Source organism: uncultured Empedobacter sp. (assembly GCF_937930195.1).
Lineage (GTDB): Bacteria > Bacteroidota > Bacteroidia > Flavobacteriales > Weeksellaceae > Empedobacter > Empedobacter stercoris.
In genome coordinates, this window is record NZ_CALGVK010000077.1 from 1 (window position 1) to 26446 (window position 26446).

At 33.8% G+C, this 26446-nt stretch carries 22 protein-coding genes and 4 tRNA genes; 2 read left to right on the plus strand and 24 right to left on the minus strand.

Features of this window, described 5'->3' with window-relative positions; all coding sequences use genetic code 11:
* Window positions 1-22: 22 nt before the first annotated feature.
* Entirely contained in the window at window positions 23-439 is a 417-nt protein-coding gene (locus tag Q0616_RS04555; RefSeq protein WP_298775492.1) for a DUF3575 domain-containing protein, read from the plus strand.
* Between the two features lie 39 nt (window positions 440-478).
* Here Q0616_RS04555 and Q0616_RS04560 read toward each other — a convergent pair whose 3' ends face one another.
* The 22 genes from Q0616_RS04560 to Q0616_RS04665 form a co-directional block, all read right to left on the minus strand.
* On the minus strand, window positions 479-2512 hold the full coding sequence (locus tag Q0616_RS04560) for a T9SS type A sorting domain-containing protein (protein ID WP_260541179.1): 2034 nt from the start codon (window positions 2510-2512) through the stop codon (window positions 479-481).
* A gap of 150 nt (window positions 2513-2662) precedes the next feature.
* Window positions 2663-3742 (minus strand): hypothetical protein, encoded by a 1080-nt coding sequence (locus Q0616_RS04565; RefSeq protein WP_298775444.1) that lies wholly within the window; start codon window positions 3740-3742, stop codon window positions 2663-2665.
* The gene (locus Q0616_RS04570) at window positions 3732-4907 is read right to left on the minus strand and encodes a helix-turn-helix transcriptional regulator (protein ID WP_260541183.1); all 1176 of its coding nucleotides are present in this window, start codon (window positions 4905-4907) and stop codon (window positions 3732-3734) included. Before Q0616_RS04570 ends, Q0616_RS04565 begins: the two co-directional genes overlap by 11 nt.
* A 123-nt stretch (window positions 4908-5030) precedes the next feature.
* Complete coding sequence (locus tag Q0616_RS04575; RefSeq protein WP_171622813.1) at window positions 5031-6338, minus strand: dihydrolipoamide acetyltransferase family protein; 1308 nt, start codon at window positions 6336-6338, stop codon at window positions 5031-5033.
* 234 nt (window positions 6339-6572) lie between these two features.
* Window positions 6573-6866 carry a DUF3467 domain-containing protein gene (locus Q0616_RS04580; protein WP_171622814.1) on the minus strand — a complete coding sequence of 98 codons (294 nt, stop codon included), beginning with the start codon at window positions 6864-6866 and terminating at the stop codon, window positions 6573-6575.
* Window positions 6866-11143 carry a DNA-directed RNA polymerase subunit beta' gene (gene rpoC, locus Q0616_RS04585; protein ID WP_260541188.1) on the minus strand — a complete coding sequence of 1426 codons (4278 nt, stop codon included), beginning with the start codon at window positions 11141-11143 and terminating at the stop codon, window positions 6866-6868. Before rpoC ends, Q0616_RS04580 begins: the two co-directional genes overlap by 1 nt.
* A gap of 62 nt (window positions 11144-11205) precedes the next feature.
* Window positions 11206-15048: a DNA-directed RNA polymerase subunit beta gene (gene rpoB / locus Q0616_RS04590; protein ID WP_298775451.1), complete on the minus strand. Its 3843-nt coding sequence runs from the start codon at window positions 15046-15048 to the stop codon at window positions 11206-11208.
* A gap of 102 nt (window positions 15049-15150) precedes the next feature.
* Window positions 15151-15516, minus strand: coding sequence for a 50S ribosomal protein L7/L12 (gene rplL / locus Q0616_RS04595; RefSeq protein WP_188319587.1), 366 nt, complete (start codon window positions 15514-15516; stop codon window positions 15151-15153).
* Between the two features lie 45 nt (window positions 15517-15561).
* On the minus strand, window positions 15562-16074 hold the full coding sequence (gene rplJ, locus Q0616_RS04600) for a 50S ribosomal protein L10 (protein WP_298775494.1): 513 nt from the start codon (window positions 16072-16074) through the stop codon (window positions 15562-15564).
* Window positions 16075-16092: 18 nt separating this feature from the next.
* Window positions 16093-16788 (minus strand): 50S ribosomal protein L1, encoded by a 696-nt coding sequence (rplA, locus tag Q0616_RS04605; RefSeq protein ID WP_171622818.1) that lies wholly within the window; start codon window positions 16786-16788, stop codon window positions 16093-16095.
* A 17-nt stretch (window positions 16789-16805) separates the two neighbouring features.
* Window positions 16806-17246, minus strand: coding sequence for a 50S ribosomal protein L11 (gene rplK, locus Q0616_RS04610; RefSeq protein ID WP_019974310.1), 441 nt, complete (start codon window positions 17244-17246; stop codon window positions 16806-16808).
* Between the two features lie 70 nt (window positions 17247-17316).
* A complete protein-coding gene (gene nusG, locus Q0616_RS04615; protein WP_171622820.1) occupies window positions 17317-17865 on the minus strand; it encodes a transcription termination/antitermination protein NusG in 549 nt (182 codons plus the stop codon).
* 32 nt (window positions 17866-17897) lie between these two features.
* Window positions 17898-18110 (minus strand): preprotein translocase subunit SecE, encoded by a 213-nt coding sequence (gene secE, locus Q0616_RS04620; protein WP_298775454.1) that lies wholly within the window; start codon window positions 18108-18110, stop codon window positions 17898-17900.
* Window positions 18102-18172, minus strand: a tRNA-Trp gene (locus Q0616_RS04625). Before Q0616_RS04625 ends, secE begins: the two co-directional genes overlap by 9 nt.
* A gap of 63 nt (window positions 18173-18235) precedes the next feature.
* A complete protein-coding gene (gene tuf, locus Q0616_RS04630; protein ID WP_171622822.1) occupies window positions 18236-19423 on the minus strand; it encodes an elongation factor Tu in 1188 nt (395 codons plus the stop codon).
* A 184-nt stretch (window positions 19424-19607) separates the two neighbouring features.
* Window positions 19608-19680: transfer RNA gene (locus Q0616_RS04635), tRNA-Gly, on the minus strand.
* Between the two features lie 72 nt (window positions 19681-19752).
* Window positions 19753-19834: transfer RNA gene (locus Q0616_RS04640), tRNA-Tyr, on the minus strand.
* Between the two features lie 32 nt (window positions 19835-19866).
* A tRNA-Thr gene (locus tag Q0616_RS04645) sits at window positions 19867-19940 on the minus strand.
* A gap of 132 nt (window positions 19941-20072) precedes the next feature.
* Window positions 20073-20372: a ribosome-associated translation inhibitor RaiA gene (gene raiA / locus Q0616_RS04650; RefSeq protein ID WP_284584229.1), complete on the minus strand. Its 300-nt coding sequence runs from the start codon at window positions 20370-20372 to the stop codon at window positions 20073-20075.
* A gap of 2 nt (window positions 20373-20374) precedes the next feature.
* Complete coding sequence (locus Q0616_RS04655; RefSeq protein ID WP_298775457.1) at window positions 20375-21274, minus strand: tyrosine-type recombinase/integrase; 900 nt, start codon at window positions 21272-21274, stop codon at window positions 20375-20377.
* 81 nt (window positions 21275-21355) lie between these two features.
* Window positions 21356-21550, minus strand: a complete 195-nt coding sequence (rpsU, locus tag Q0616_RS04660) for a 30S ribosomal protein S21 (protein WP_171622825.1) — start codon at window positions 21548-21550, stop codon at window positions 21356-21358.
* Between the two features lie 68 nt (window positions 21551-21618).
* Entirely contained in the window at window positions 21619-22761 is a 1143-nt protein-coding gene (locus Q0616_RS04665; RefSeq protein ID WP_171622826.1) for an acyl-CoA dehydrogenase family protein, read from the minus strand.
* Window positions 22762-23002: 241 nt separating this feature from the next.
* On the opposite strand from Q0616_RS04665, the gene Q0616_RS04670 reads away from it, so the two are divergent.
* Window positions 23003-23647 carry an OmpW family outer membrane protein gene (locus Q0616_RS04670; protein ID WP_171622827.1) on the plus strand — a complete coding sequence of 215 codons (645 nt, stop codon included), beginning with the start codon at window positions 23003-23005 and terminating at the stop codon, window positions 23645-23647.
* A gap of 85 nt (window positions 23648-23732) precedes the next feature.
* Here the strand turns inward: Q0616_RS04670 and Q0616_RS04675 are convergent, their stop codons facing one another.
* Both Q0616_RS04675 and pruA read right to left on the minus strand, forming a co-directional pair.
* Window positions 23733-24662: a cation diffusion facilitator family transporter gene (locus Q0616_RS04675; protein WP_298775460.1), complete on the minus strand. Its 930-nt coding sequence runs from the start codon at window positions 24660-24662 to the stop codon at window positions 23733-23735.
* Between the two features lie 57 nt (window positions 24663-24719).
* Window positions 24720-26348 carry an L-glutamate gamma-semialdehyde dehydrogenase gene (pruA, locus tag Q0616_RS04680; protein ID WP_284584232.1) on the minus strand — a complete coding sequence of 543 codons (1629 nt, stop codon included), beginning with the start codon at window positions 26346-26348 and terminating at the stop codon, window positions 24720-24722.
* Between the last annotated feature and the right edge of the window lie 98 nt (window positions 26349-26446).

Genomic DNA, 26446 nt, shown 5'->3' on the forward strand with positions numbered 1-26446 from the left:
TAACTTTACAAGCTGACGTTTTATCTCTCCTTGGAAATCATTTGTAGGAAATCATTTACAAATGTATATGGTTTTTGGTGAAGGTAGATATTACTTTGATAAATCTTTTAGTAAATTTTATATAGGTCCAAACATAGGAGTTGGTTTCTTTGATATTCAAAAATGGAATTATTGGAACACCGATAAATACCAACGTGGTTTTGCAATTTTAACAGGAGCTACAATAGGTTATCAAGTAAAAATTAACGAACATTGGGGATTAGATGTTTTTGTTGGTGGAGGACACTCTCAAGGAAATTACAAAGGTTATTATAAAGAAGATTCTCCTAATTTCGGACGATATGATTCTGCGCAATCATTTAATAAAAGTGGGGAGTGGATGCTTTACAAAGGCGGTGTAATGCTTACTTATAAATTTAAACGAAAAAAATCCAACTAAAATTAGTTGGATTCCTTTCATAATTAGTGTTAATTAGAATTAGAAAACTAAGATTTTTGCTGTATTAGCTTTACCTTGTTTGTCTATTGTTTTGATGACATAAACTCCTTTATTCCATCCGTTTGTGAAAATTGTTTTAGAAGAATTTCCTGAAGAAATTAAGTTTCCACTCATATTAAATACTTGATATGTAGCATAATCATAATCAACTCGGATTTCTTTTACGTTACTCAAATATTTTATTGATTGTGTATTTTTTTGAATATCATTAACTGCTAAACTTTCGAAAGGGAATTTATAGAAATCTGTTATAAATGATGTAGCAGAATAATCGCTTCCATAATAAGCATATAAACGATCAAATTCTCCTTTTTTATTCATACCATAACCTATTGTCGTTATGTTTCCTCTTTCTGTTCTTCCTGAGAACATTGCTAAAACATTATTCTCATCTTGCGCAATACCATATGTATTCGCTGCAACACCGTTTTCTCTATCTTGATAAGCATACACATATTCTATCTTATCATCATCATTAACAATAGTTGGATTTAACGTTAATGCATTTAAAAACGGAGCAAATAATTCTGTTTCAAGAGTAATTGGTAATCTGACTTTTTTCACTTCTACACCTTTCGCATCATAATGTTTTACAAGACCAAATGCTTTATCTCCATCCATTTCACCTGCGTTTAAACCAACTACATAATTAAAAGAATTATCGCTTGGAATTCTATTCATATTAAGAGACAAAATATCATCATTATATAATACTGGAAAATCTTGTGCTAACTCGAAATCTGGTAAATTATATATTTTAACATTAGATCCTCCTTCACCATTTTGGTCAACTAACATTGCTACTTGATCTTTTTGATTTGGTATCTCTATTAATTCGATCCCAGTTTCTATACCACCAGCTACGACATCTTCGGTAAGTGATTTTAAAATAGTACCATCTTCATTCACAACAAAATAATTATACGACTCTTTATCAGCCATCAAATCATAAATATATGAACCATAAGTAAACTCTAATTTACTATCCGTATTATAAATATTAGATGAAATATCGTATTTATCAGTATTATAGAACAATCCAAAAGTAGCCATCGGAATTGTGTACGGATTTTCTTCATCAAATCCGATTACTGGTAAAATATATGTTTTATCTAAAACAAACGTTTCTGCATCAATGAAATCTAAAGCAAATTTTGCATTTGTATTAAATTCTAATGTTGAATTATCAACTAATTGTTCAGTATAACGCGCTAAAACTACATAATCTTTTCCATTCAAATTTTTATGTACTATTGGCATTCCTACATAAAAATTAGCAAGACTAAATGGAATTTTATATTCTAAATTTTTCGATGTATCAGTTAAATTAATTTTCTTAATTGTTACAAAATCATCATTCGTTTTATAAGTATACGCTTGTTGTTTTCCTTTCGAATCTGTTAAAAACTCTGCAGAAGTAGTATCCTCTTTATATAAAACTTCTCCTGCTTCATTTACAAACCAAATTTGATCTTTTACAGATTCTGGACCTTGTCCTCCATCTGTAAAATGCACATAAACCCCAACAATTAATTTATCATTATTGTCTAATATTTTTGCTGAAAAATCTGCGATTGCTTCTGCTCTTGTTGTTGTTTCTGGAATACTAATTGTAAATTGTTTATCTACTTTTAAATCATCCGTATATGTTTTTAATGTAAATGTTGCATTTGGTCCATATTTAGAATCAATAGAAAACAAAATCGTTTCATTATTATCTACATTTTTTCCATATGCCCAACGTTGCGCATTTATATTTCCAAAAGGTTTTATATCATTCTTCTCAGTCGCTCTACTTTTCACTGAACTATTAACTTGAGAAAATTCTCCAAAAGAATTAATATCTTTTCCTCTATTATAAGTTGTCCAGTCAAAATTTCTTTTTAACGTCTCTTTCTTATCCTTCTTTATTCTTTCAAAAACTGTAGTATTCGATTTTTCGAAAATTGTTTGCGCATAAGTAGTTGAGCATAACCCAAAAATTGTTGCCAATAGAATAAAAGTCTTCTTCATAATTCAATGTGTTATTTAATTTTTTCAAATGAAAAAAATATTTTCCGAATAAGAAATCCTTTCTAACACAATAAAAATGAAGTTTACTTAAATTCATTACGGATAAAAATAATGCAAAACATTGATTTAAATATAGTTAACCTTTATTATTTAAGAAATTGTATTTTTATTATTAATTCTATTAATGATGTAAATTTTCCGAAATATTAAAACTGATAAAATAAGAATTAATGAAATAGGAAGCCAAAATTTTAATAATCTCGCAATAATAGTATCATCTTTATGTAATAAATAGTTTAAACTTTTCTCTTGAGTTGCTAAAAAGGTTTTTTCTAAAGTAAAATTCGCTTTATTACCTAAGTCTACATACTTTTTATAAGCCTCGAAATCCTTCAATTCAAATGAATTCTGAGCCAATAATTTATATATTTCACTACTAACTTGCAAAGGTTGAGAAGATTGTATATCATTTAAAACATTTATCAATAATGAGTTTGATTTATGATAATCTTTCTCATACTGATAAATCTTTGCAAGACTAATTTTTGCCGATTGGTCATATTCTTCTAAATTATTTTTCTGAACAACTTCCATTGCTTCATTCAAATAAATTTTAGCAGAATCTACCTGATGTTGATCAATTAAACAATTGGATTTTTCGATGTAAACAAGCGCTAAATTATTTAAAATAGACTGATTACTTTCCGAATTTTTATATGCTTTTATTGCTTTATCATAGTATTTAATCGCAAAATCACAATCCAAATCATCTTTGTATCCATTCCCTTTTATACCATAAATATTTCCAAAATACATGGCTTTTTTTTCTGATGGAAAGGCATTAGAAGAAATCAAATTGACTGATTCATCCAGGTATTCTCTTGATTGCGTATTGAATCCATATCCCTGAAAAAGTTCTCCTAATCGACCTAAAATACGCGCTTCGTTAAAAATATCTTTTTCTTTCTTGATATAATCGTATGTTTCGAAGGCATATTTCAACGAATTGTAACTGTCATCTAAAGATGTATACGCATTTGTCTTGATTAATCGCGCTGTGATTTGATCGTTCTTATCATTTGAATTTTTAATAATTTGATCTGCCATTTCAATCGCTTTTTGAGGATCAAAATAAACGTAATCATACGCAATTCGAATGCTATCTACTTTTTGAGCGCATAAAACAGAAGCAAAAGAAACAAAAAATATATAGAATATGTTAATCTTCATTGTCAGTCAAATTTTTGATAAATACAGATGGAGTGGTTCCTGTCACCAATTTAAAAAAAGTTGTGAAACTACTTTGTGAAGCAAACCCGCTTAGAGTGGCAAGATGACTCACTTTGTACAAACGAAATTTATGGTCTTCTTGTAGACATTTCACAATATATTCAATTCGCAATTCGTTGATGTAATTATTAAAACTTTTCTGTTTACTATTGTTCAGAATCGAGGATAAATATTTGACATTTGTATCCAGTTCTTTAGCCAAAAGTACAATCGTAATATGAGGATTTAGATAGCCTTTATTATGTTCAAAATGATCTAATTTGATTAATATTTCGTTTTCAACTTTGTCCGAAATTAAATTTGGTTTCGTAATTGTTTCTTCAACTTTCTCCTTCTTTTTATAAAAAATTACAAATAAAATTAAACCTACTAAAACTGCACTAAAAACGTAAGATAAGTTCTTAATATTTCGATTTTCTTTTGCTAATCGGATTCTATTCTGTTCCAATAGTTTGTTGACAAGATGATTTTTTGTTCCTTTTTTCTCAACTTTTAATTGCTCATTAAGTTTTGTTAATTGTGTATTGTATATAGCGTATTTTTCGAGTGAGTTTTTTTTAAGATAATAATTTTTAAGTTTCTTTAAAAAGATAAATTTTTCAACCTCATTAATCGTATTGTTTAAACTATCAATAGTTGTATGAGCATCTATTTCGGACTGAATAGGAGAAGTGGGAAATGAGTTCACAGCTAAATCTGTTCGTAGATCTAAAAACTTGTGATGAATGCTATCAATCCACTCTTTATCTTTTGATTTTACCTTTTTAAGAAGTTTTTGAGAATATTGATTAAATCCTAAATATTGTGCCAAATCTGCCCCAATAATATTGTATTTATCTTCTATTTCTCGATTCTTTAAACTTTCGATTTCATCTTGAATAGCAAAAAAGATATCAATTGCTTCTACATCTTTCGAAACATAGATTTTTAGTTTAATTAAATCTAATTGATAATTAATTTTATGTTCTGGATTTGTTGCATTATTGATTAAATATTCATAAATCTTGATACTTTTTCCATTATCCTTTTTTATTTGTTGAATTGCTTCTTGGTAAAAAGTATTGTTTTCTTCAGTATTTTGTGAAAAAACAAACACTGACAACATCGATACAATCAAAAAAAGAAACCTATACCTCATTATATATTAAACCTAATTGTAAAAATAAAAAAACTCTGATGTTATCAGAGTTTTTTACGATATATAATTGATATTTTAACAAATGAATATTTATACAAGTGTATTCATATCAAAAGCTTCAAGATATTCGGCTACACGTTTTACAAACATACCGCCTAATGCGCCATCCACTACACGGTGATCGTAAGCATGGGATAGATACATTTTGTGACGAATGGCAATCATATCTCCTTGTGGAGTTTCAATAACTGCAGGTTTCTTCACAATTGCTCCAACAGCAAGAATAGCGACTTGTGGTTGAGGAATAATTGGTGTTCCTAACGTATTTCCAAAAGAACCGATATTGGTGATTGTATAAGTTCCTCCTTGAATTTCGACTGGTTTCAATTTATTCGTACGTGCACGGTTTGCTAAATCATTTACTTGAGAAGCTAATCCTGCTAAATTAAATTGATCTGCATTTTTGATCACAGGTACAATTAAATTTCCGCTTGGTAAAGCAGCTGCCATACCAATGTTAATATTTTTCTTTTTGATGATTTTATCTCCATCTACAGATACATTAATCATTGGGAAATCTTGAATAGCTTTTGCTACAGCTTCGATAAAAATTGGCATGAACGTAATTTTCTCACCATGTTTCTTTTGAAACTCATTCTTATTTTTATCTCTCCATAAAACGATATTCGTCATATCAACTTCAACGAAAGATGTTACATGAGGTGCGATTTGTTTTGCTTGTAGCATATTTTGCGCAATAATCTTACGCATTCTATCCATTTCGATGATCTCATCACCTTCACCAACAGAAATTGGTGCAGCTTGTATTTGTGGTGCTTGAGGCTGAGTAACTGGAGCAGTGACAGTAGTATTTACTGATTGAGTTCCTCTATTTTTAACGAAATTTAAAATATCATCTTTCGTTACACGTCCATCTTTTCCTGAACCTAAAATTTGATCCAATTCTGTTTGAGAAACTCCTTCTTCTTTTGCAATAGACTTTACTAAAGGTGAATAAAATTTATCATCAGACGATGTAATAATCGTTTCAGATTTAATTGTTGCAACTTCAGCTTCGATCGTTTTTGCAGTATCTGCAATTTCTTGATCACTGTTTGTATCAACTTCTTCTGCTTCTTCGGTTTGCTCTACAACTCCATCTACAGATAAAATTGCGATTGGCTCACCTACTTTTGCAATTCCATCTACTGGAACCAAGATTTCTTTTAAAACTCCTGCAACTGGTGAAGGAACATCAGAATCTACTTTGTCAGTTGCAATTTCTACAACCGATTCATCTTCGGCAATTGCATCACCAATATTTTTGATCCAATTGGTAACAGTAGCTTCCATTACACCTTCTCCCATCGAAGGTAGAATTAATTTATAGTCAGACATGCTTTGTGTATTTGCTTCTTACAAATCTAAACATTTTTTCGATTTTAAAAAATAGAGAAAAAAACTTTAACCCCTATCTGTTTTAGATTATTCGTAAATATATTTATAAATATTATTAATTTAATAAATCTGAAAGAATTAATGAAGTTAATATTATCAATCTGATAGTTTTGATTAAACAAAAAAATCCCCCAATCTACGATTGAGGGATTTTTGAAATATTAAGAATGATTCTTAAGCTTCGTAAGTTGCAGTACCGTTGTTTACTTGAGGTTCTTTGATTTCACCAAAGTTTTTCTCAAAGTTTGAAACGTTTTCTGCTAACGATTGAGATAATTGTTTTGCTTGTAATGGAGACAAGATAATTCTTGATTTTACTGATGGTCTAGCACCTGGTAAAAACTGAACAAAATCTACAACGAACTCAGATGGTGAGTGGTTGATGATTGCTCCTGTAGCATAAACACCTTGAGCTACTAATTCGTTTAACTCAATGTTTAATCCTTCGTTTTGTTGATTTTCTGACATTATAATTCTTGTTTTGCGTTTATTAATTCCTCGTATTCACGGTTAGATCCTACGATAATGTTTTGATACTCTTTTAATCCAGTTCCTGCAGGAATTAAGTGTCCAACGATAACGTTTTCTTTCAATCCTACTAAACCGTCTACTTTACCAGCTACAGCTGCTTCGTTAAGAACTTTTGTTGTTTCCTGGAACGATGCCGCAGACATGAAAGATTTAGTTTGTAAAGATGCTCTTGTAATACCTTGTAAAACTGCTTCTGCTGTTGCAGGTAAAGCTTCACGTGCTATTACTAAGTTTTTATCTTCACGTTTTAATTTAGAGTTTTCATCACGTAGATCACGAACTGAGATGATTTGACCTGGTTTTAATGTATCAGAATCTCCTGCATCTTCTACGACTTTCATTCCAAATAAGCGATCGTTTTCTTCCATGAAATCGTCTTTATGCTCTAAACTATCTTCTAAGAATCTTGTGTCTCCTGAATCAACAATACGAACTTTACGTAACATTTGGCGTACGATAATCTCGAAGTGTTTGTCATCAATTTTCACCCCTTGTAAACGGTATACATCTTGAATCTCGTTTACTAAGTATTCTTGAACCGCTGTTGGTCCTAAGATTCTTAAAATATCTTCTGGTGTAATTGCTCCATCTGATAAAGGCTCACCTGCACGTACGAAGTCATTTTCTTGAACTAAGATTTGAGCAGATAATTTAACTAAGTAACGACGGATTTCACCATTTTTAGATTCAACGATGATTTCGCGGTTACCACGTTTAATTTTACCGAAAGATACAACTCCATCCATTTCACAAACAACTGATGGGTTAGATGGGTTACGAGCTTCTAACAACTCTGTAATACGAGGTAAACCTCCTGTAATATCGCCAGATTTAGCCGACTTACGAGGGATCTTAACTAAGATTTTACCTGCATTAATTTTTTCTCCATCATTTACCATTAAGTGTGCACCTACTGGTAAGTTGTATGTTTTTTCTTCACCATCAATTGTGATAACTCTTAACGCTGGAACTAATTTTTTATTACGTGATTCAGAAATAACTTTTTCTTGGAATCCAGTTTGCTCATCGATTTCAATTTGGAAGGTTACCCCTTGTTCTAATTGTTCATACTCGATTTTACCAGTAGATTCTGCGATGATTACCCCGTTATAAGGGTCCCAGCTTGCAATCTCTTGACCTTTTTGAACTTTAGCTCCATTTTTCACTGATAAAACTGTACCGTAAGCGATGTTAGTTTGTTGACGAATGTTTCCTAAATCGTCGATTACTTTCATCTCTGTAGAACGAGAAACAACTGTATCTACAAGGTTTCCTGCATCATCAGTAGATTGCACTAAACGTAAGTCATCAAACTCAACAGTACCATCAACTTTTGCATTAATTGTATTTTGTTCAGAAACGTTACCAGCAGTACCCCCAACGTGGAATGTACGTAATGTTAACTGTGTACCAGGTTCACCAATAGATTGTGCAGCAACTACACCTACAGATTCACCTTTTTGAACTCCTTTACCTGTTGCTAAGTTACGTCCGTAACATTTCGCACAAATTCCAGTTTTCGCTTCACATGTTAATGGAGAACGAACTTCTACGTTTTCGATACCAGCAGCTTCTAAAACTTCACCGATATCTTCTGTGATAATTTGCCCAGCAGCAATGATTAACTCACCGTTATTTGGGTTATAAATATCATTTAACGAAGTACGACCTAATACACGAGAAGAAAGACTTTCGATAATTTCTTCTTTTTTCTTAAGTGCTGAAATTTCTAAACCTCTTAATGTACCACAGTCTTCGTGCATGACGATAACGTCTTGTGCAACGTCAACCAAACGACGAGTCAAGTATCCAGCATCGGCAGTTTTTAAGGCAGTATCGGCAAGACCTTTACGCGCACCGTGCGAAGAAATAAAGTACTCTAAGATAGACAGACCTTCACGGAAGTTAGAGATAATTGGGTTTTCGATGATATCCCCACCAGTAGAACCAGCTTTTTGAGGTTTAGCCATCAATCCACGCATACCTGATAACTGACGAATTTGCTCTTTCGATCCACGTGCTCCAGAATCAAGCATCATGAATACAGAGTTAAATCCTTGTTGATCTTCTGTCATACGTTTCATTACAATTTCAGTTAACGTTGCGTTTGTTGTTGTCCAAACATCAATAACTTGGTTGTAACGTTCGTTATTTGTAATAAGACCCATGTTATAGTTCATCTTAATGTTCTCAACTTGGTTGATCGCACCAGAGATAAGGTCTTTCTTTTGTTCTGGAATTAAGATATCACCTAAGGAGAATGATAAACCACCCTCGAAGGCATTGCGGTATCCTAATGCTTTCATATCATCTAAGAATGCAGCTGTTGTAGGGAAATCTGTAATCTTGATGATTTTGTTAATGATTGTACGTAACGATTTTTTCGTTAATACTTCATTTACAAATCCTACTTGTTTTGGAACGATTTGGTTAAATAACACACGTCCTACTGAAGTTTCGATTAATTGATTTTCTACTAACTCCTCTCCTACACGAATAGTTCCTTTTACACGAATTGGCGCGTTTAAGTCAACAGCTCCTTCGTTGTATGCAATTTGAACTTCTTCGTCTGAATAGAACGTTAATCCTTCACCTTTTACTGTAAATTGGTGGTCAGTACGACGAATTTTCGTCATATAGTACAGACCCAATACCATATCCTGAGAAGGAACAGTAATTGGAGATCCATTTGCAGGATTCAAGATATTTTGAGAAGCCAACATTAATAATTGTGCTTCTAAAACAGCTTCTGGCCCTAATGGTAAGTGAACGGCCATCTGGTCACCATCGAAATCGGCATTGAAGGCAGTACACACTAATGGGTGTAAACGAATTGCTTTACCCTCAATTAATTTCGGTTGGAATGCTTGGATACCTAAACGGTGTAACGTAGGGGCACGGTTTAATAAAACTGGGTGTCCTTTGATTACATTTTCTAAAATATCCCAAACAACTGGCTCTTTTCTATCGATAATTTTCTTAGCCGATTTAACTGTTTTTACAATTCCACGCTCGATTAATTTACGAACTACGAATGGCTTGTATAATTCAGCTGCCATATCTTTTGGTAAACCACATTCGTGTAATTTAAGTGTTGGTCCAACAACAATTACAGAACGAGCAGAATAATCCACACGTTTACCTAATAAGTTTTGACGGAAACGACCTTGTTTACCTTTTAATGAATCAGATAATGATTTTAATGGACGGTTACCATCAGCTTTAACAGCAGATGCTTTACGCGTATTATCGAATAATGAATCAACCGCTTCTTGTAACATACGTTTTTCGTTACGTAAAATTACTTCTGGCGCTTTAATCTCCATTAATCGTTTCAAACGATTGTTACGGATAATTACACGACGGTATAAATCATTTAAATCTGATGTTGCAAAACGACCACCATCTAATGGAACTAATGGACGTAATTCTGGTGGAATAACCGGAATAACGCGCATTACCATCCATTCAGGACGATTGACGTGGTGCATATTTGACTCACGTAACGCCTCAACAACTTGTAAACGTTTTAACGCTTCTGTACGACGTTGTTTAGATGTTTCGTTATGTGCTTTGTGTCTTAATTCGTAAGATAATTCATCTAAATTGATACGAGATAATAGGTCTTCTAATGCTTCAGCACCCATTTTCGCAACGAATTTATTAGGATCTGAATCTTCTAAATATTGATTCTCGATTGGAAGAGTTTCTAAAATATCTAAATACTCTTCTTCTGATAAGAAATCTAATCTATTTAATTCTTCCCCTTCTGGTCCTTTTGCGATACCTGGTTGAATTACGACATATCTTTCGTAGTAAATTACCATATCTAATTTCTTAGATGGTAATCCTAAGATGTAACCAATTTTGTTTGGTAATGAACGGAAATACCAAATATGTGCAATTGGCACAACAAGGTTGATGTGTCCAATACGCTCACGACGAACTTTCTTTTCAGTAACTTCAACCCCACAACGGTCACAAACGATACCTTTATAACGGATTCTTTTATATTTTCCGCAGGCACATTCGTAATCTTTTACAGGTCCAAAGATACGCTCACAGAATAACCCGTCACGCTCTGGTTTGTGCGTTCTATAGTTAATCGTTTCAGGTTTTAAAACTTCACCTTTAGATTCTTGTAGAATCGATTCTGGAGAAGCTAACCCGATACGGATTTTTGAGAATTGACTTGTTTTATTTTTTGTTGACATATAGAAATGTATCTAACAATTATATTATTATAACGAAAAAGGTAGAATAATAGGTTGCCCTATTATTCTTCCAAGTTTATGTCTAATCCAAGACCTTGTAATTCATGTAACAATACGTTAAATGATTCTGGAATACCAGGTTCTGGCATTGGCTCTCCTTTTACGATTGCTTCGTAAGTTTTCGCACGTCCAATTACGTCATCCGACTTAACTGTTAAGATTTCGCGTAAGATATTAGATGCACCGAATGCTTCTAATGCCCAAACCTCCATCTCTCCGAAACGTTGTCCACCGAATTGTGCTTTACCTCCTAATGGTTGTTGAGTAATTAAAGAGTATGGTCCGATAGAACGCGCGTGCATTTTATCATCAACCATGTGTCCTAATTTCAACATGTAAATCACCCCTACAGTAGCTTTTTGATCAAAACGCTCTCCAGTATTACCATCATATAAATAAGTTGTACCGTGTTTAGGAATACCTGCTTCTTCTGTAATACGATCGATGTCATCAATTTCAGCACCGTCGAAAATAGGAGTTGCAAATTTTTGTCCCATTTTTAATCCAGCCCATCCTAATACCGTTTCATAAATCTGACCGATATTCATACGAGATGGTACCCCAAGTGGATTAAGTACGATATTTACTGGTGTTCCGTCTTCTAAGAAAGGCATATCTTCGTCGCGAACGATACGTGCAACAATACCTTTGTTACCGTGGCGTCCAGCCATTTTATCCCCTACTCTTAGTTTACGTTTTTTCGCAATATAGATTTTCGCTAATTTTACGATACCTGCAGGTAACTCATCTCCAACTGAGATTGTAAATCTTTCACGGTTAAGCGCTCCTTGTAAGTCGTTGTACTTAATTTTATAATTATGTATCAACTCTTTTACTAATTCGTTCTTATCCTCGTCTGTTGTCCAAAGAGATTCTAATCCAGTTAAATTTAAGAAATCTTCAACGTTAGATAAGATTTTTTGTGTGTATTTTACACCTTTCTTGATCACTTCTTCGTTCAAGTCGTTGTAAATACCTTGAGATGTTTTTCCGTTTAATAAAACGTATAATTTCTCTAATAAAATCTCTCTTAATTCATTGAATTTAACATCGTACTCAGCTTCTACACTATCAATGATAGCCTTGTCTTGAGAACGTTTACGTTTATCCTTAATACTACGTGAGAATAATTTTTTATTGATTACAACACCACGTAATGATGGAGAAGCTTTAAGAGAAGCATCTTTTACATCACCAGCTTTGTCACCAAAAATTGCACGTAATAGTTTTTCTTCTGGAGTTGGATCAGATTCTCCTTTTGGAGTAATCTTACCAATCAAGATATCACCAGGTTTTACTTCTGCTCCAATACGGATCATACCGTTTTCGTCTAAGTCTTTTGTAGCCTCTTCCGAAACGTTAGGAATATCAGAAGTTAATTCTTCCATACCTAATTTAGTATCACGTACATCTAATGAATACTCATCGATGTGGATAGATGTAAACCAGTCTTCACGAACAGCTTTCTCAGAAATTACAATAGCATCCTCGAAGTTGTACCCTTGCCAAGGCATAAAGGCAACAACCATGTTTCGACCAATTGCTAATTCTCCTCCTTCTGTTGCATAACCTTCAGATAAAACTTGTCCTTTCTCTACACGATCACCAACTTTTACAATTGGTTTCAACGTAATTGTAGTTCCTTGATTGGTTTTTCTGAATTTTGTTAAATTATATGTTTTCTCAGCGGTATCGAAGCTTACTAATTCTTCGTCTTCTGAGCGATCATATTTAATTGTTATAATGTCAGCATCAACATAAGTTACTGTACCTTCACGTTCTGCATTAACTAAGATTCTAGAATCTTTTGCAACTTGTTTTTCTAATCCAGTACCTACAATTGGTGCTTGAGGTTTTAATAATGGAACTGCCTGACGCATCATGTTCGATCCCATTAACGCACGGTTGGCGTCATCATGCTCCAAGAAAGGAATTAATGATGCTGAGATAGAAGCAATCTGGTTAGGTGCAACGTCGATTAAGTCTACTTCTGATGGATTTACCACAGGTAAATCTCCTTCTTCACGAGCTGTTACACTTTCATTAGCAATAGTACCATCGTCGTCCATGTCGATATTGGCTTGAGCAATTACTTTAGATTCTTCCTCTTCCGCAGTTAAGTAGATAGGTGCTGATTCGACGTCCACTTTTCCTTCTTCTACCTTTCTGTACGGTGTTTCGATGAATCCTAAGTTATTAACTTTAGCGAATACACATAATGACGAAATCAAACCAATGTTTGGTCCCTCAGGAGTTTCAATTGGACATAAACGTCCGTAATGAGTGTGGTGTACGTCACGTACCTCGAATCCCGCTCTTTCTCTTGATAAACCTCCAGGTCCTAATGCTGATAAACGACGTTTGTGTGTAATCTCTGATAATGGATTTGTTTGGTCCATGAACTGAGATAACTGATTCGTTCCGAAGAATGAGTTGATAACAGATGATAATGTTTTAGCATTAATCAAGTCGATAGGTGTAAACACCTCGTTGTCACGAACATTCATTCTTTCACGGATAGTTCTAGCCATACGAGCTAAACCTACTCCGAATTGGCTTGCCATTTGCTCACCAACCGTTCTTACACGACGGTTAGATAAGTGGTCAATATCATCCACCTCTGCTTTAGAGTTGATTAATTCGATTAAGTATTTAATAATCGAAATGATATCTTCACGAGTCAATACTTGTATATCCTCGCTAATAGCTAAACCTAATTTTTTATTTAATCTGTAACGACCTACTTCACCTAATGAATAACGTTGATCAGAGAAGAATAATTTATCAATAATTCCTCTTGCTGTCTCCTCATCTGGTGGCTCAGCGTTACGTAATTGTCTATAGATATACTCTACGGCTTCTTTTTCAGTATTCGTAGGGTCTTTTTGTAAAGTATTATGGATAATTCCATAATCAGCAGAATTGATATCTTCTTTGTGTAATAAGATTGTCTTAACACCAGAATCTACGATTTGATCGATGTGATCTTTTTCTAAGATTGTTTCACGGTCTAAGATAATTTCATTACGCTCGATAGATACAACTTCTCCTGTATCTTCATCTACGAAATCCTCGTGCCATGTGTTTAATACACGTGCAGCAAGTTTACGACCTACAACTTTCTTTAAATTAGCTTTATTAACTTTTACTTCTTCTGCTAAGTCGAAAATTTCTAAGATATCTTTATCTCTTTCGTATCCGATTGCACGTAATAAAGTAGTTAATGGTAACTTTTTCTTACGATCGATGTAAGCGTACATTACGCTGTTGATGTCTGTTGCGAACTCAATCCAAGATCCTTTGAAAGGAATAATACGAGATGAGTACAATTTTGTACCATTCGCATGGAAAGATTGTCCAAAGAATACCCCAGGAGAACGGTGTAATTGAGATACAATAACACGTTCTGCACCATTGATAATGAATGATCCTGAAGGTGACATATAAGGAATTGTTCCTAAATAAACGTCTTGCACAACAGTTTCGAAATCTTCGTGTTCTTCGTCCGTACAGTACAATTTAAGACGAGCTTTCAAAGGTACACTGTACGTTAACCCTCTTTCGATACACTCATCAATTGTGTAACGTGGTGGATCTACGAAATAATCTAAGAATTCTAAAACAAACTGATTGCGAGTATCCGTAATTGGAAAATTCTCAGCAAATGTTCGGTAAAGACCTTCATTTTTTCGTTGGTCAGGTCTTGTTTCCAACTGGAAAAAATCTTCAAACGATTTGATCTGAATGTCAAGGAAATCTGGGAACTGAGCGACTGCTTTTGCAGAAGAGAAGTTCAATCTTTCTTTTTTCTCAGTCGAGTTGCTTAATGTTGCTTTAGTGGCCAATTTCGAATGAATTTTGGTTTATATAATGACTTTATGCGTAAAAAGGTTTAGACCTAACACGTCCTGTGTTAGGTCCAAACCTATATTTTTGAGTAATAAAAATTACTTCAATTCTACTACTGCACCAGCTTCTTCTAGCTGTTTCTTTAAAGCTTCAGCTTCATCTTTAGAAACTGCTTCTTTAACTGTAGCTGGAGTTGAATCTACTAAATCTTTAGCTTCTTTTAATCCTTTTCCAGTTAATTCTTTAACTAATTTAACAACTGCTAATTTAGATGCACCTGCTTCTTTTAAGATTACGTCGAATTCTGTTTGCTCATCTGCAGCTTCAGCTCCACCAGCAGCAACAACAACTGCAGCAGCAGCTGGTTCAATTCCGTACTCGTCTTTTAAGATTGTAGATAATTCGTTAACTTCTAATACTGTTAAGTTTACTAACTCTTCAGCTAATTTTTTTAAATCTGCCATTTTAATGCTTTTTGTTTTTTAAACTTTATTTAATATGAGTGTGTCTTATTCTTCTGAAGCTCCTTCTTCTGCTTTCGCAGCTTCTTTGTTCTCTAATTGAGAAACAACAGTTTTGATAGGAGATTGAAGTAACATAACGATATCTGCGATTAATTCTTCGCGAGATTTCAATGCTACTAATTGTGGTAATTTGTCATCACCAACCCAAGTATTATCTTCAATCCAAGCTCCTTTTAAAATAGGCTTTTCAGATTTTTTTCTGAAAACATCAATTACTTTAGCTGGTGCATTACCAACTTCAGCAGTCATTAATGCTGTATTTCCTTTTAAAGATCCGTAAAGTTCTTCGAAGTTTTTGTCTTCGATGTTCTCCATCGCTTTCTTTAATAAAGTGTTTTTTACTTCGCGTAAAGATACATTGCTTTTGAAGCAAGCTCTTCTTAATTCAGTAGTATTAACAGCGTTTAATCCGTCGATATCTGCTAAGTAGATGATTTTTGCTTCTGCTAATACAGCTTGCAATTCATCTATCATATTTGCTTTATCTTGTTTTGTCATTGCCATAATCTACTAATTTTAAGCGTTTACACTTTTTGGATCTACTGATACACCTACAGATTGAGTTGTAGAAAGCGTGATGCTTCTTACATATACTCCTTTAGCAGCTGTTGGTTTTAATTTAATTAAAGTTTGAATTAATTCATTCGCATTGTCTTTAATTTTATCAGCATCAAAAGATACTTTACCAACTGCAGCGTGGATGATTCCGTAACGGTCTACTTTGAAGTCGATTTTACCTGCTTTTACTTCAGAAACGGCTTTACCAACTTCTAAAGTTACAGTACCTGACTTTGGGTTAGGCATTAATCCACGAGGCCCTAAAACACGTCCTAATGGCCCTAATTTCCCCATAACAGCTGGCATAGTAACGATCACGTCTACATCTGTCCAACCATCTTTAATTTTTTGTAAGTATTCATCTAATCCTACATAATCAGCACCTGCTGCTTTAGCTTCTGCTTCTTTATCTGGAGTAACTAATGCTAATACTTTTACATCTTTACCTGTTCCGTGTGGTAATGAAACTACACCACGAACCATTTGGTTAGCTTTCTTAGGGTCTACACCTAAACGAACTGCTATATCTACAGAAGCATCAAACTTTGCGTAGTTTACTTCCTTTACTAATGATGATGCTTCATCAATAGAGTAAAGTTTGTTTTTTTCTACTTTAGCTAATACCTCTTTTTGTTTTTTTGTTAACTTTGCCATTTCCTAAAATGTTTTAATTATTCTGGAGCTTGCCCACCTTTTACAGTTATACCCATAGAACGTGCAGTTCCAGCAACCATTTTCATAGCAGATTCAACAGTAAAACAGTTCATGTCCGCTAACTTGTCTTCAGCAATAGCTCTCACTTGATCCCAAGTAACAGTACCAACTTTTTGACGGTTTGGCACACCTGATGCTTTTTTCAATTTCGCAGCTTCCATTAACTGAACAGCAGCTGGTGGAGTTTTAATTACGAAATCAAATGATTTGTCTTGATACACCGTAATAACAACTGGTAACACTGCACCTTGTTTTTCTTGTGTACGTCCATTAAATTGTTTACAAAACTCCATGATGTTAACACCTGCAGCACCTAAAGCCGGCCCTACTGGTGGCGAAGGATTTGCTTGTCCTCCTTTAACTTGAAGTTTTACAACTTTTTCAATTTTTTTTGCCATTTTTTTAATTCTTAAAATTAAGCGTTATGTGGAAGCAGCCTAAATTTTCTACTTTTAATTTGTTGATTGATCATGCAATCTTTTCAACTTGGTTAAAACTTAACTCAAGTGGTGTTTTACGTCCGAAGATTAAAACCATCACTTCAAGTTTGCGTTTGTCTTCAATGATTTTCTCAACCGTTCCGTTGAAGCCATTGAATGGTCCGTCGATTACTTTTACATTTTCACCTACAATGTAAGTTACTCCAAGATTTGTATCAACATTTTCTGCTAATTCGTCAACTTTACCTAACATTCGGTTAACTTCCGATTGTCTCATTGGTACAGGATCACCTCCTTTGGTTGCACTCAAAAAGCTAATTACACCAGATGTATTCTTTACCATGTGAGGTATTTCTCCCACAAGCTCAGCTTCTATCATGATGTAACCAGGAAAATGTACTTTTTCCTTTTGATATTTTTTACCGTTGCGGATTTGAATCACTTTTTCCATAGGAACAACAATTTGTCCTACATAATCATTCAAATTTTGGTACTGAATTTCTCTTTCAATATAATCTTTAACTTTCAGCTCTTGTCCAGCTACAGTCTTGATTACATACCATTTCTTTTCACTCATGATTCTAATTACTAAACGGGATATTATATAAACTAAAAAGCGCCGTAGATAAAGTTAAGCACTTGTGTGAATAATGTATCTACCGCATATAAAAATATAGCTAACAGAACTGTAGCTATTGCAACAATAATAGTGTCTCTTTGTAAATCAGAAAAAGATGGCCATGTTACATGTTCTTTAAACTCTACAAAGGATTCTTTTACATATTGTACGATTTTCATATCGTTTTCATTTAGCACGGGCACAAGGATTCGAACCCTGATCAACGGTTTTGGAGACCGCTATTCTACCATTGAACTATGCCCGTAGAATAAAAAGAGTGGTAATCATTGAAGATTACCACATCTTCTATATTATTGATTGACTATAATTAGTCTAAAATTTCAGTTACCTGACCTGCACCAACTGTACGTCCACCTTCACGGATTGCGAAACGTAAACCTTCGTTTAATGCAATTGGTTGTAATAATTCAACTGTAATAGTTAAGTTATCTCCTGGTAAAACCATCTCAACACCTTCTGGTAAGTTGATTTCCCCTGTTACGTCAGTTGTACGTACGTAGAACTGTGGACGGTAACGGTTGTGGAATGGAGTGTGACGACCACCTTCTTCTTTAGTTAAGATATAAACCTCAGCTTTGAATTTTTTGTGTGGTTTAACAGATCCTTGTTTACAAATAACCATACCACGACGGATTTCTGTTTTCTCAACACCACGTAATAATAAACCTACGTTATCACCAGCTTCACCTCTATCTAAGATTTTACGGAACATTTCAACCCCAGTTACAGTAGAAGTTAATTTTTCTTCTCCCATACCTACGATATCAACTGGATCACCAGAGTTAATAACACCAGCCTCGATACGTCCTGTTGCAACAGTACCACGACCTGTAATAGAGAATACATCCTCTACTGGCATTAAGAATGGTTTGTCAGAGTCACGTACTGGTTCTTCAATCCAGTTATCAACTTCTTCCATTAAATGCAATAAAGCATCAACCCATTTTTGTTCTCCGTTTAATGCACCTAAAGCAGATCCTTGAACAACTGGAGTGTTATCTCCATCGTACTCGTAAGAAGACAATAAATCTCTTACTTCCATCTCTACTAATTCTAATAACTCAGCATCGTCAACCATATCTACTTTGTTTAAGAAAACAACGATACGAGGAACGTTTACTTGGCGACATAATAAGATGTGCTCACGAGTTTGAGGCATTGGTCCATCAGTAGCAGCAACTACCAAGATACCACCATCCATTTGAGCAGCTCCTGTAACCATGTTCTTTACGTAATCCGCGTGACCTGGACAGTCAACGTGCGCGTAGTGACGGTTAGCAGTTTCATACTCTACGTGAGATGTATTAATTGTAATACCACGCTCTTTCTCCTCTGGAGCATTATCGATTTGATCGAAAGCTTTTGCTTCTGAAAAACCAGCATCAGCTAATACTTTAGTAATTGCTGCAGTTGTAGTGGTTTTACCGTGGTCAACGTGACCAATAGTACCAATATTTAAGTGCGGCTTATTACGGTTGAAAGTTTCCTTTGCCATTTTACTTTTTATTAATTTCTATTGTTATACTTAAATTTAAAAAAAATAACTTTTAATTATTTCAAGTGCAAAAATACACTTTTTAATTTATATAAAGGTATTTATTTTTGATTCGCCAACCTTAGATTAAATAAGTTTCAACAACTACTTACAAAGATTAACTACACTAGCGAACTAGAATTTGAGCGGGAAACGAGACTCGAACTCGCAACATTCAGCTTGGAAGGCTGACGCTCTACCAATTGAGCTATTCCCGCATTCACTTCTAAAAAGCTTTGCAAATTTAAAGATTAAATCCTAAACCACAAAACTTTTAAAAATTAAGTTTGTGGGGAGAGCAGGATTCGAACCTGCGAAGGTGAAACCAACGGATTTACAGTCCGTCCTCGTTGGCCGCTTGAGTATCTCCCCGCCTTACTTTTTGTTCTTATAAAAAAACTTAGAGCCGATAGAGGGACTCGAACCCACGACCTGCTGATTACAAATCAGCTGCTCTAGCCAGCTGAGCTACATCGGCATTATTTATTTATAAAAGACTTATTTTAAAAGAACAGTCCGTTAAAATTGTTTGTTTAACGGACTGCAAATTTACGCTGTTTTTTGAATTAACCAAATTTTTATGATTTTTTTTTAGCTAATTCTTCAATTTTTATCGATCGCTAATTTTTTCTTTTTTTCTGATAATTAATTTTTTCAATGTATCTACCGACAAATCAATACATTCCTCAAAAGACTGTCCAGTTTTACTCACAACGATATCATCTCCGGGTACTTCTAATTTGATATCAACTGTCTTGTTGTTTTTTTCTGCAGTATTCTCTAATTTAAAAGAAACGTTTGCTGCAATGATTTTGTCTGACAAAGTTTCTAATTTTTCTAATTTTTTTTCTAAATACTCCTCTAAACCTTGTTTAGTGTTGAAGTTTACTGCTTGAAAGTTAATTGTCATAATTACTCTTTTTTGTTCTCACGTGGGTGAGCTTTGTTAAACACTTTTTTTAAATTTTCTATACTTCCATGTGTATAAATTTGAGTCGATGACAAACTTGAATGCCCTAAAATATCTTTCACTGCATTCAAATCTGCTCCAGAATCTAACATATGGGTCGCAAATGAATGCCTCAACATATGAGGACTTTTTTTATGTTTTACACTTATAAGACTAAGGTAATATTTAACTTTGGAATAAACAAGATTATCATACAAAGGTTTTCCTTTTTCTGTTACAAAAACATTCGTACATTGTAGGGTAATTTCGTTATGTTTTCGTGTATTGTAAATTGCTAAATCTTCTAACAAAAAAGTTGAAATCGGAATTATACGTTCTTTGTTTCTTTTTCCTAAAACTTTAATAGAGAGCGTAGCTGGATCAATGTCATTTTCTTTCAAACTTATCAATTCGGCACGTCGAATACCTGTTTGATACATCACATCAATCATCAAACGATCCCTTGCTCCTTCAAACGTATCAGGAAAGAATTCATCATTATTCAACAAATCATTTAATTCTGTCTGTGTAAATGGAACCAGCACTTGTTTATTTTGCTTGAGAGAATGTATTTGTTCAATTGGGTTAATCGTTAAATGACTTTCCTTGAGTAAATATTTATAAAACGTGCGCAGCGCGCTTAATTTTCGATTTACTGTTTTCTCCGACTTCTGTAATTCGGATAAGTACATTACAAATGCACGAATATGATTTTTGGTTGCGTATTGAATTTCAGATGAATCTTCTTCTTGTTGATAAAACTCAACAAAATCATCTAAATCTCTTTTGTAACTTGTAATTGTTAGCGTAGAATAGTTTTTCTCGAGCGCTAAATAATCTAAGAATAGTTGAATTAATTCCATAAAAAAACCTATTCATCAAAGTTACAACTTTAATAAATAGGTCAATAGAAATTAATTCTTTATATTGTTTAAAACAGCTATTTACGCTTCTTCTTGTGCCAATAAAGATTGTTTGTAGATTGCTCTACTCATCTTAATTCTGTTTGAAACAGAAGGTTTTGTAAATTGTTGACGTGCTCTTAGCTGACGTACAACACCTGTTTTATCAAATTTTCTTTTGTATTTTTTTAGAGCTCTTTCGATTGACTCTCCGTCTTTTACTGGTATAATCAACATAATTTTATCTATTTCTTTTTGAGATGGCAAATATACAACTCTTTAGTAATTAAACAAATCCTTTTGCATTAATCTTTCAAAATATTTCTTCCAATAACTAATTTTTGGATTTCAGTTGTTCCTTCTCCAATTGTACATAACTTAGAATCTCGGTAAAATTTTTCTACTGGAAAATCTTTTGTATAGCCGTATCCTCCAAATATTTGTACCGCTTCGTTCGATATTTTAACACAAGCTTCCGATGCATAATATTTTGCCATAGCACCTTCTGTTGTCATTGGTTTTTTATGATTTTTTAGATAAGAAGCTTTGCGAATTAATAATTCAGAAGCTTCAATTTCAGTTACCATTTCAGCTAATTTGAAATTAATTGCTTGGAAATTGGCAATTGCAGTTCCAAATTGGTGACGCTCTTGTGCATATTTTAAAGCAGCTTTATACGCTCCTTTTGCAATACCTAAGGATAAAGCCGCGATAGAAATTCGACCACCATCTAAAATTTTCAATGCTTGTTTGAAACCATCTCCTACATTTCCTAAACGATTAGCATCAGAAACACGTACGTTATCAAAGATTAATTCTGCTGTTTCAGAAGCACGCATACCTAATTTATTTTCTTTTTTACCTGAAGTAAAACCTGGTGTTCCTTTTTCGATAACAAAAGCTGTTGCATTATTTTTAGCTCCTTTTTCTCCTGTACGTGTCATCACAACTGCTACATCTCCAGAAATGGCGTGTGTAATAAAGTTTTTTGCACCATTGATTACCCATTCATCACCATCTTTAACAGCTGTTGTTGACATTCCTCCTGCATCAGATCCTGTATTGTGCTCTGTTAATCCCCAAGCTCCAATCCATTCTGCTGTTGCTAATTTTGGTAACCATCGTTGTTTTTGTTCTTCGTTTCCGAATTCTAAAATATGATTTGTACAAAGTGAGTTGTGCGCAGCTACAGACAATCCAATAGAAGGATCAACTTGTGAGATTTCATCTACAATCGATACATATTCATCATAAGACAATCCGCTTCCTCCGTATTCTTCTGGAACAACAATTCCCATGAATCCCATTTTTCCAAGTTCTTTAAAAACTTCTACAGGAAAAGTTTGAGCTTCATCCCATTCCATAATATTAGGCTGAATGTATTGTTTTGCAAAATCTCTTGCAGACTGTGCGATTAATGATAAATTTTCATTTTCTAAGAAATCCATTTTTTTGAGTTTTATTATTTTTTTATGACTTAGCTTCAAAAGTAATAAATTTCTATTAAGTGAAAAGTTTTTCTTTTACGATTATTTTTATTCATTAAAAATAATTGACTCTCAGCGTTTTTACTTTAAAAAAAACTGAATTAACTACAAATGTTTAAAGTCATTTTAAAAAATGATTTTAAACATTTTAATTCGGATAGATTAATCCGAGATTTGTTGTCAGAAATTAAAAACAATGATTATGAAAAAAGGACTTATACTATTGGGAGCAATCTTAACTTCAGCAATTTCATTTGGTCAAGAAGCAGGAGAGTTGCATATGCGTGTTAGAGCAACAGGTGTAGTTCCTGTAGAAGATGCTAAAATTGAAGCTATAGGTGGAAATGTAGCTGTTACGAATAATGTTATTCCTGAAATTGACTTTACGTATTATATTACGAAAAATCTTGCAGCCGAATTAATATTAGGAACGTCTAAACATGAAGTTGTTGCTGTAAATACGGCATTAGGAAATTTAGATTTAGGTCGTGTAATGTTACTTCCTCCTACTGTAAATGTGCAATACCATATGTATCCTACAAAAAATTTAAAACCTTATATTGGAGCTGGAATTAACTATACAATTTTCTACGACGAAGGTGCAGGAAAAGGTAGAAATGCAGCTGTAACAAGTGTTGATTATGAAAATAAAGTAGGCTTCGGATTTCAATTAGGATTTGATTATAAAATCAATGATAAATTATATTGGAACGTGGATGTTAAAAAATTATATTTAAACACAGATGTAACAGTTGGAGCTGCTTTGGATCAACAAGTTTATGTGCCAGCAGATGTAGATCTTAATCCTTGGTTAATCAGTACTGGTATTGGGTTCAAATTATTCTAAAATCGACCTTTTATATATATTATGATTTTTTAAAAATAAAGAAAAATCAAAAAGAGAAGCAATTGCTTCTCTTTTTTTATTTAAATTATCTCTCTACCCTTTTATCTTCTATTTGATTGATTCGAAAATATTCTCGAACCGAAACAAAAGTAGGTTCTATATGCACCAACACATCTTTTACTTGAGGCATTTTTGCTTGAACAGCATCTTTTAGATCATGGCTAATTTTATGTCCTTCTACAACTGAAATAGAGCCATCTACAATCGCATGTAAATCCACATAATAATTCATTCCGTTCTTACGAACATTACATTTTTCGGTCGCCATAACACCTGGTACATGTGAGGCTATTTCACGAATTTGTTCAATTTCATCTTCATACAATTGTTCATCCATAATTTCGCCCAAAGCAGGACGAAGAATTTTATATGCATTATATAAAATGAACGTTGATGCAAAAAGTGCTGCTACATCGTCTGCAGCTTCCCAACCTGGTCCCATCACCAAAGAAATCGAGATTCCGATAAATGCCATTAGCGAAGTTATCGCATCTGATCGATGGTGCCAAGCATCCGCTTTTAAAGAAGAACTATTGGTCTCGACACTTTTTCGCATCACATATTGAAACGATAATTCTTTAAACAGTATAATTCCTCCAAGAACTAATAACGTAAAAGGTTTGGGTTGATGATGTGGTGTAATAATATTTGTAATACTCTCCTTCGCAATAATAATCGCAGAAACAATCAGAAAAGTAACCACTAAGAATGTAATTAACGCTTCAGCTTTTCCGTGTCCATACGGATGATTTTCATCTGCTGGTTTAGCTGAATACTTCAGCCCAAAGAATACAAATATTGATGAAAAAACATCTGCCGAAGATTCGATAGCATCTGCAATAAGCGCGTATGAATTTCCAAAATAACCAGCCAAAAACTTAATTCCAGCCAAAGAAGCATTTCCTACAATACTAAAAATCGAAGCTTTGATTGCTTTTTCCGAATTATCATTCATACCAAAAAAATAAGCCCTACAAATGTAAGGCTTATTCTAAATTTATTTCTTAAAAATTTATTTTGCTAAGAAAGGGTATTTATAATCTGTCGCAGGAACTAATGTTTCTTTGATAGTTTGAACAGAAGTCCAACGTAACAAGTTCATTGCAGATCCAGCTTTATCATTTGTACCAGAAGCACGTGCTCCACCAAATGGTTGTTGCCCAACTACAGCTCCTGTTGGTTTGTCGTTGATGTAGAAGTTTCCACAAGCATTTTTCAATGCATTAGATGCGATTCCCACAGCAGCACGATCTTTCGAGAAGATAGAACCTGTTAAAGCATAAGCAGAAGTTTCGTCTACTAATTTTAAAGTTGCTTCAAATTCATTTTCATCATATACATAAACAGACAATACAGGTCCGAAGATTTCTTCTACCATTGATTCGTATTGAGGATTTGTTGCTTTGATTACTGTTGGTTGAACAAAGTATCCTACAGAATCGTCATACGTACCACCAATTACAACTTCAGCTTCAGAAGATGCATGTGCACGATCAATATATGCTTTTGATTTTTCGAAAGAATTTTTATCAATAACAGCAGTCATGAAATTAGAGAAATCTTCAGGAGAACCTAATGTCACAGTTGCTAACATTTCTTTCATTTGTTTTTCTACCTCGTTCCATAAATTAGAAGGGATGTAAGCACGAGAAGCTGCAGAACATTTTTGTCCTTGGTATTCGAATGCTCCACGAACTAAAGCTACAGCAACTTCTGTTGCACAAGCAGATTTGTGAACCATAACGAAATCTTTTCCTCCTGTTTCTCCTACAATACGAGGGTAAGTTCTATAATTATTAATATTATCACCAATTTGTTTCCATAAAGTATTGAAAACTTTTGTTGAACCTGTGAAGTGTAATCCAGCAAAATCTTTGTGCTCTAAAACTGTTTTTGCAGTTTCTGCTCCATCAGTTAAAATCATATTGATTACACCATCTGGTAAACCAGCTTTTTTGAACACTTCCATAGTCACTTTAGCAGCTAAAGTTTGTTTATCTGAAGGTTTCCAAACAACAACATTCCCCATCAAAGCCATACAAGAAGGTAAGTTACCTGCAATTGCAGTAAAGTTGAAAGGAGTGATTGCGAATGTAAATCCTTCTAATGGACGATAATCTACGCGATTCCATACTCCCGGAGAAGAAACTGGTTGATCTGCATAAATTTCAGTCATGTATTGTACATTGAAACGTAAAAAGTCGATTAACTCACAAGCTGAATCAATTTCTGCTTGCATCGCATTTTTAGATTGTCCAATCATCGTTGCAGCATTTATTTTTGCACGGTAAGGACCAGCAATTAAATCTGCAGCTTTTAAGAAAATTGCCGCTCTATCTTCCCAAGGCATTGCAACCCAAGCTTCTTTTGCAGCTAACGCTGTATCTATCGCTTTTCTTACATCGTCTTGAGTTCCTTCGTGGAAATAACCAACCACTTTTTGGTGATCGTGTGGAGGACGAATTTCTTTTTTATTTCCTGAAAAAATCTCTTCAGAACCAATGTATTGCGGAACCTCTGTTACCTCGTTAAACATTTTTTTGTATGCGTCTAATAATTGCGCGCGCTCTGGCGTACCAGGAGCATACGATTTCACCTCTTCGTTAACAGCTTGAGGAATTTGAGCAAATGATTTTGACATTCTTATTATTTTGTTTGTTTATACTTATTCAAAGTCCAAATTTATGAAAAATAAATGAAAATTTTCAGTTTGAATAATTAACTAAATTGCCTCTTTAT

Excerpts from the sequence above, each read along its gene's own strand:
- Q0616_RS04675 (WP_298775460.1), bottom strand. The coding sequence starts at position 24,662 with ATGAATGATAATTCGGAAAAAGCAATCAAAGCTTCGATTTTTAGTATT.
- raiA (WP_284584229.1), bottom strand. The coding sequence starts at position 20,372 with ATGACAATTAACTTTCAAGCAGTAAACTTCAACACTAAACAAGGTTTA.
- rplA (WP_171622818.1), bottom strand. The coding sequence starts at position 16,788 with ATGGCAAAGTTAACAAAAAAACAAAAAGAGGTATTAGCTAAAGTAGAA.
- Q0616_RS04655 (WP_298775457.1), bottom strand. The coding sequence starts at position 21,274 with ATGGAATTAATTCAACTATTCTTAGATTATTTAGCGCTCGAGAAAAAC.
- rpsU (WP_171622825.1), bottom strand. The coding sequence starts at position 21,550 with ATGTTGATTATACCAGTAAAAGACGGAGAGTCAATCGAAAGAGCTCTA.
- Q0616_RS04580 (WP_171622814.1), bottom strand. The coding sequence starts at position 6,866 with ATGTCAGAAAATCAACAAAACGAAGGATTAAACATTGAGTTAAACGAA.
- rplK (WP_019974310.1), bottom strand. The coding sequence starts at position 17,246 with ATGGCAAAAAAAATTGAAAAAGTTGTAAAACTTCAAGTTAAAGGAGGA.
- Q0616_RS04575 (WP_171622813.1), bottom strand. The coding sequence starts at position 6,338 with ATGTCTGACTATAAATTAATTCTACCTTCGATGGGAGAAGGTGTAATG.
- rplJ (WP_298775494.1), bottom strand. The coding sequence starts at position 16,074 with ATGACAAAACAAGATAAAGCAAATATGATAGATGAATTGCAAGCTGTA.
- nusG (WP_171622820.1), bottom strand. The coding sequence starts at position 17,865 with ATGAGTGAAAAGAAATGGTATGTAATCAAGACTGTAGCTGGACAAGAG.
- Q0616_RS04570 (WP_260541183.1), bottom strand. The coding sequence starts at position 4,907 with ATGTTGTCAGTGTTTGTTTTTTCACAAAATACTGAAGAAAACAATACT.
- Q0616_RS04665 (WP_171622826.1), bottom strand. The coding sequence starts at position 22,761 with ATGGATTTCTTAGAAAATGAAAATTTATCATTAATCGCACAGTCTGCA.
- Q0616_RS04565 (WP_298775444.1), bottom strand. The coding sequence starts at position 3,742 with ATGAAGATTAACATATTCTATATATTTTTTGTTTCTTTTGCTTCTGTT.
- Q0616_RS04560 (WP_260541179.1), bottom strand. The coding sequence starts at position 2,512 with ATGAAGAAGACTTTTATTCTATTGGCAACAATTTTTGGGTTATGCTCA.
- pruA (WP_284584232.1), bottom strand. The coding sequence starts at position 26,348 with ATGTCAAAATCATTTGCTCAAATTCCTCAAGCTGTTAACGAAGAGGTG.
- tuf (WP_171622822.1), bottom strand. The coding sequence starts at position 19,423 with ATGGCAAAGGAAACTTTCAACCGTAATAAGCCGCACTTAAATATTGGT.
- rplL (WP_188319587.1), bottom strand. The coding sequence starts at position 15,516 with ATGGCAGATTTAAAAAAATTAGCTGAAGAGTTAGTAAACTTAACAGTA.
- rpoC (WP_260541188.1), bottom strand. The coding sequence starts at position 11,143 with ATGTCAACAAAAAATAAAACAAGTCAATTCTCAAAAATCCGTATCGGG.
- Q0616_RS04670 (WP_171622827.1), top strand. The coding sequence starts at position 23,003 with ATGAAAAAAGGACTTATACTATTGGGAGCAATCTTAACTTCAGCAATT.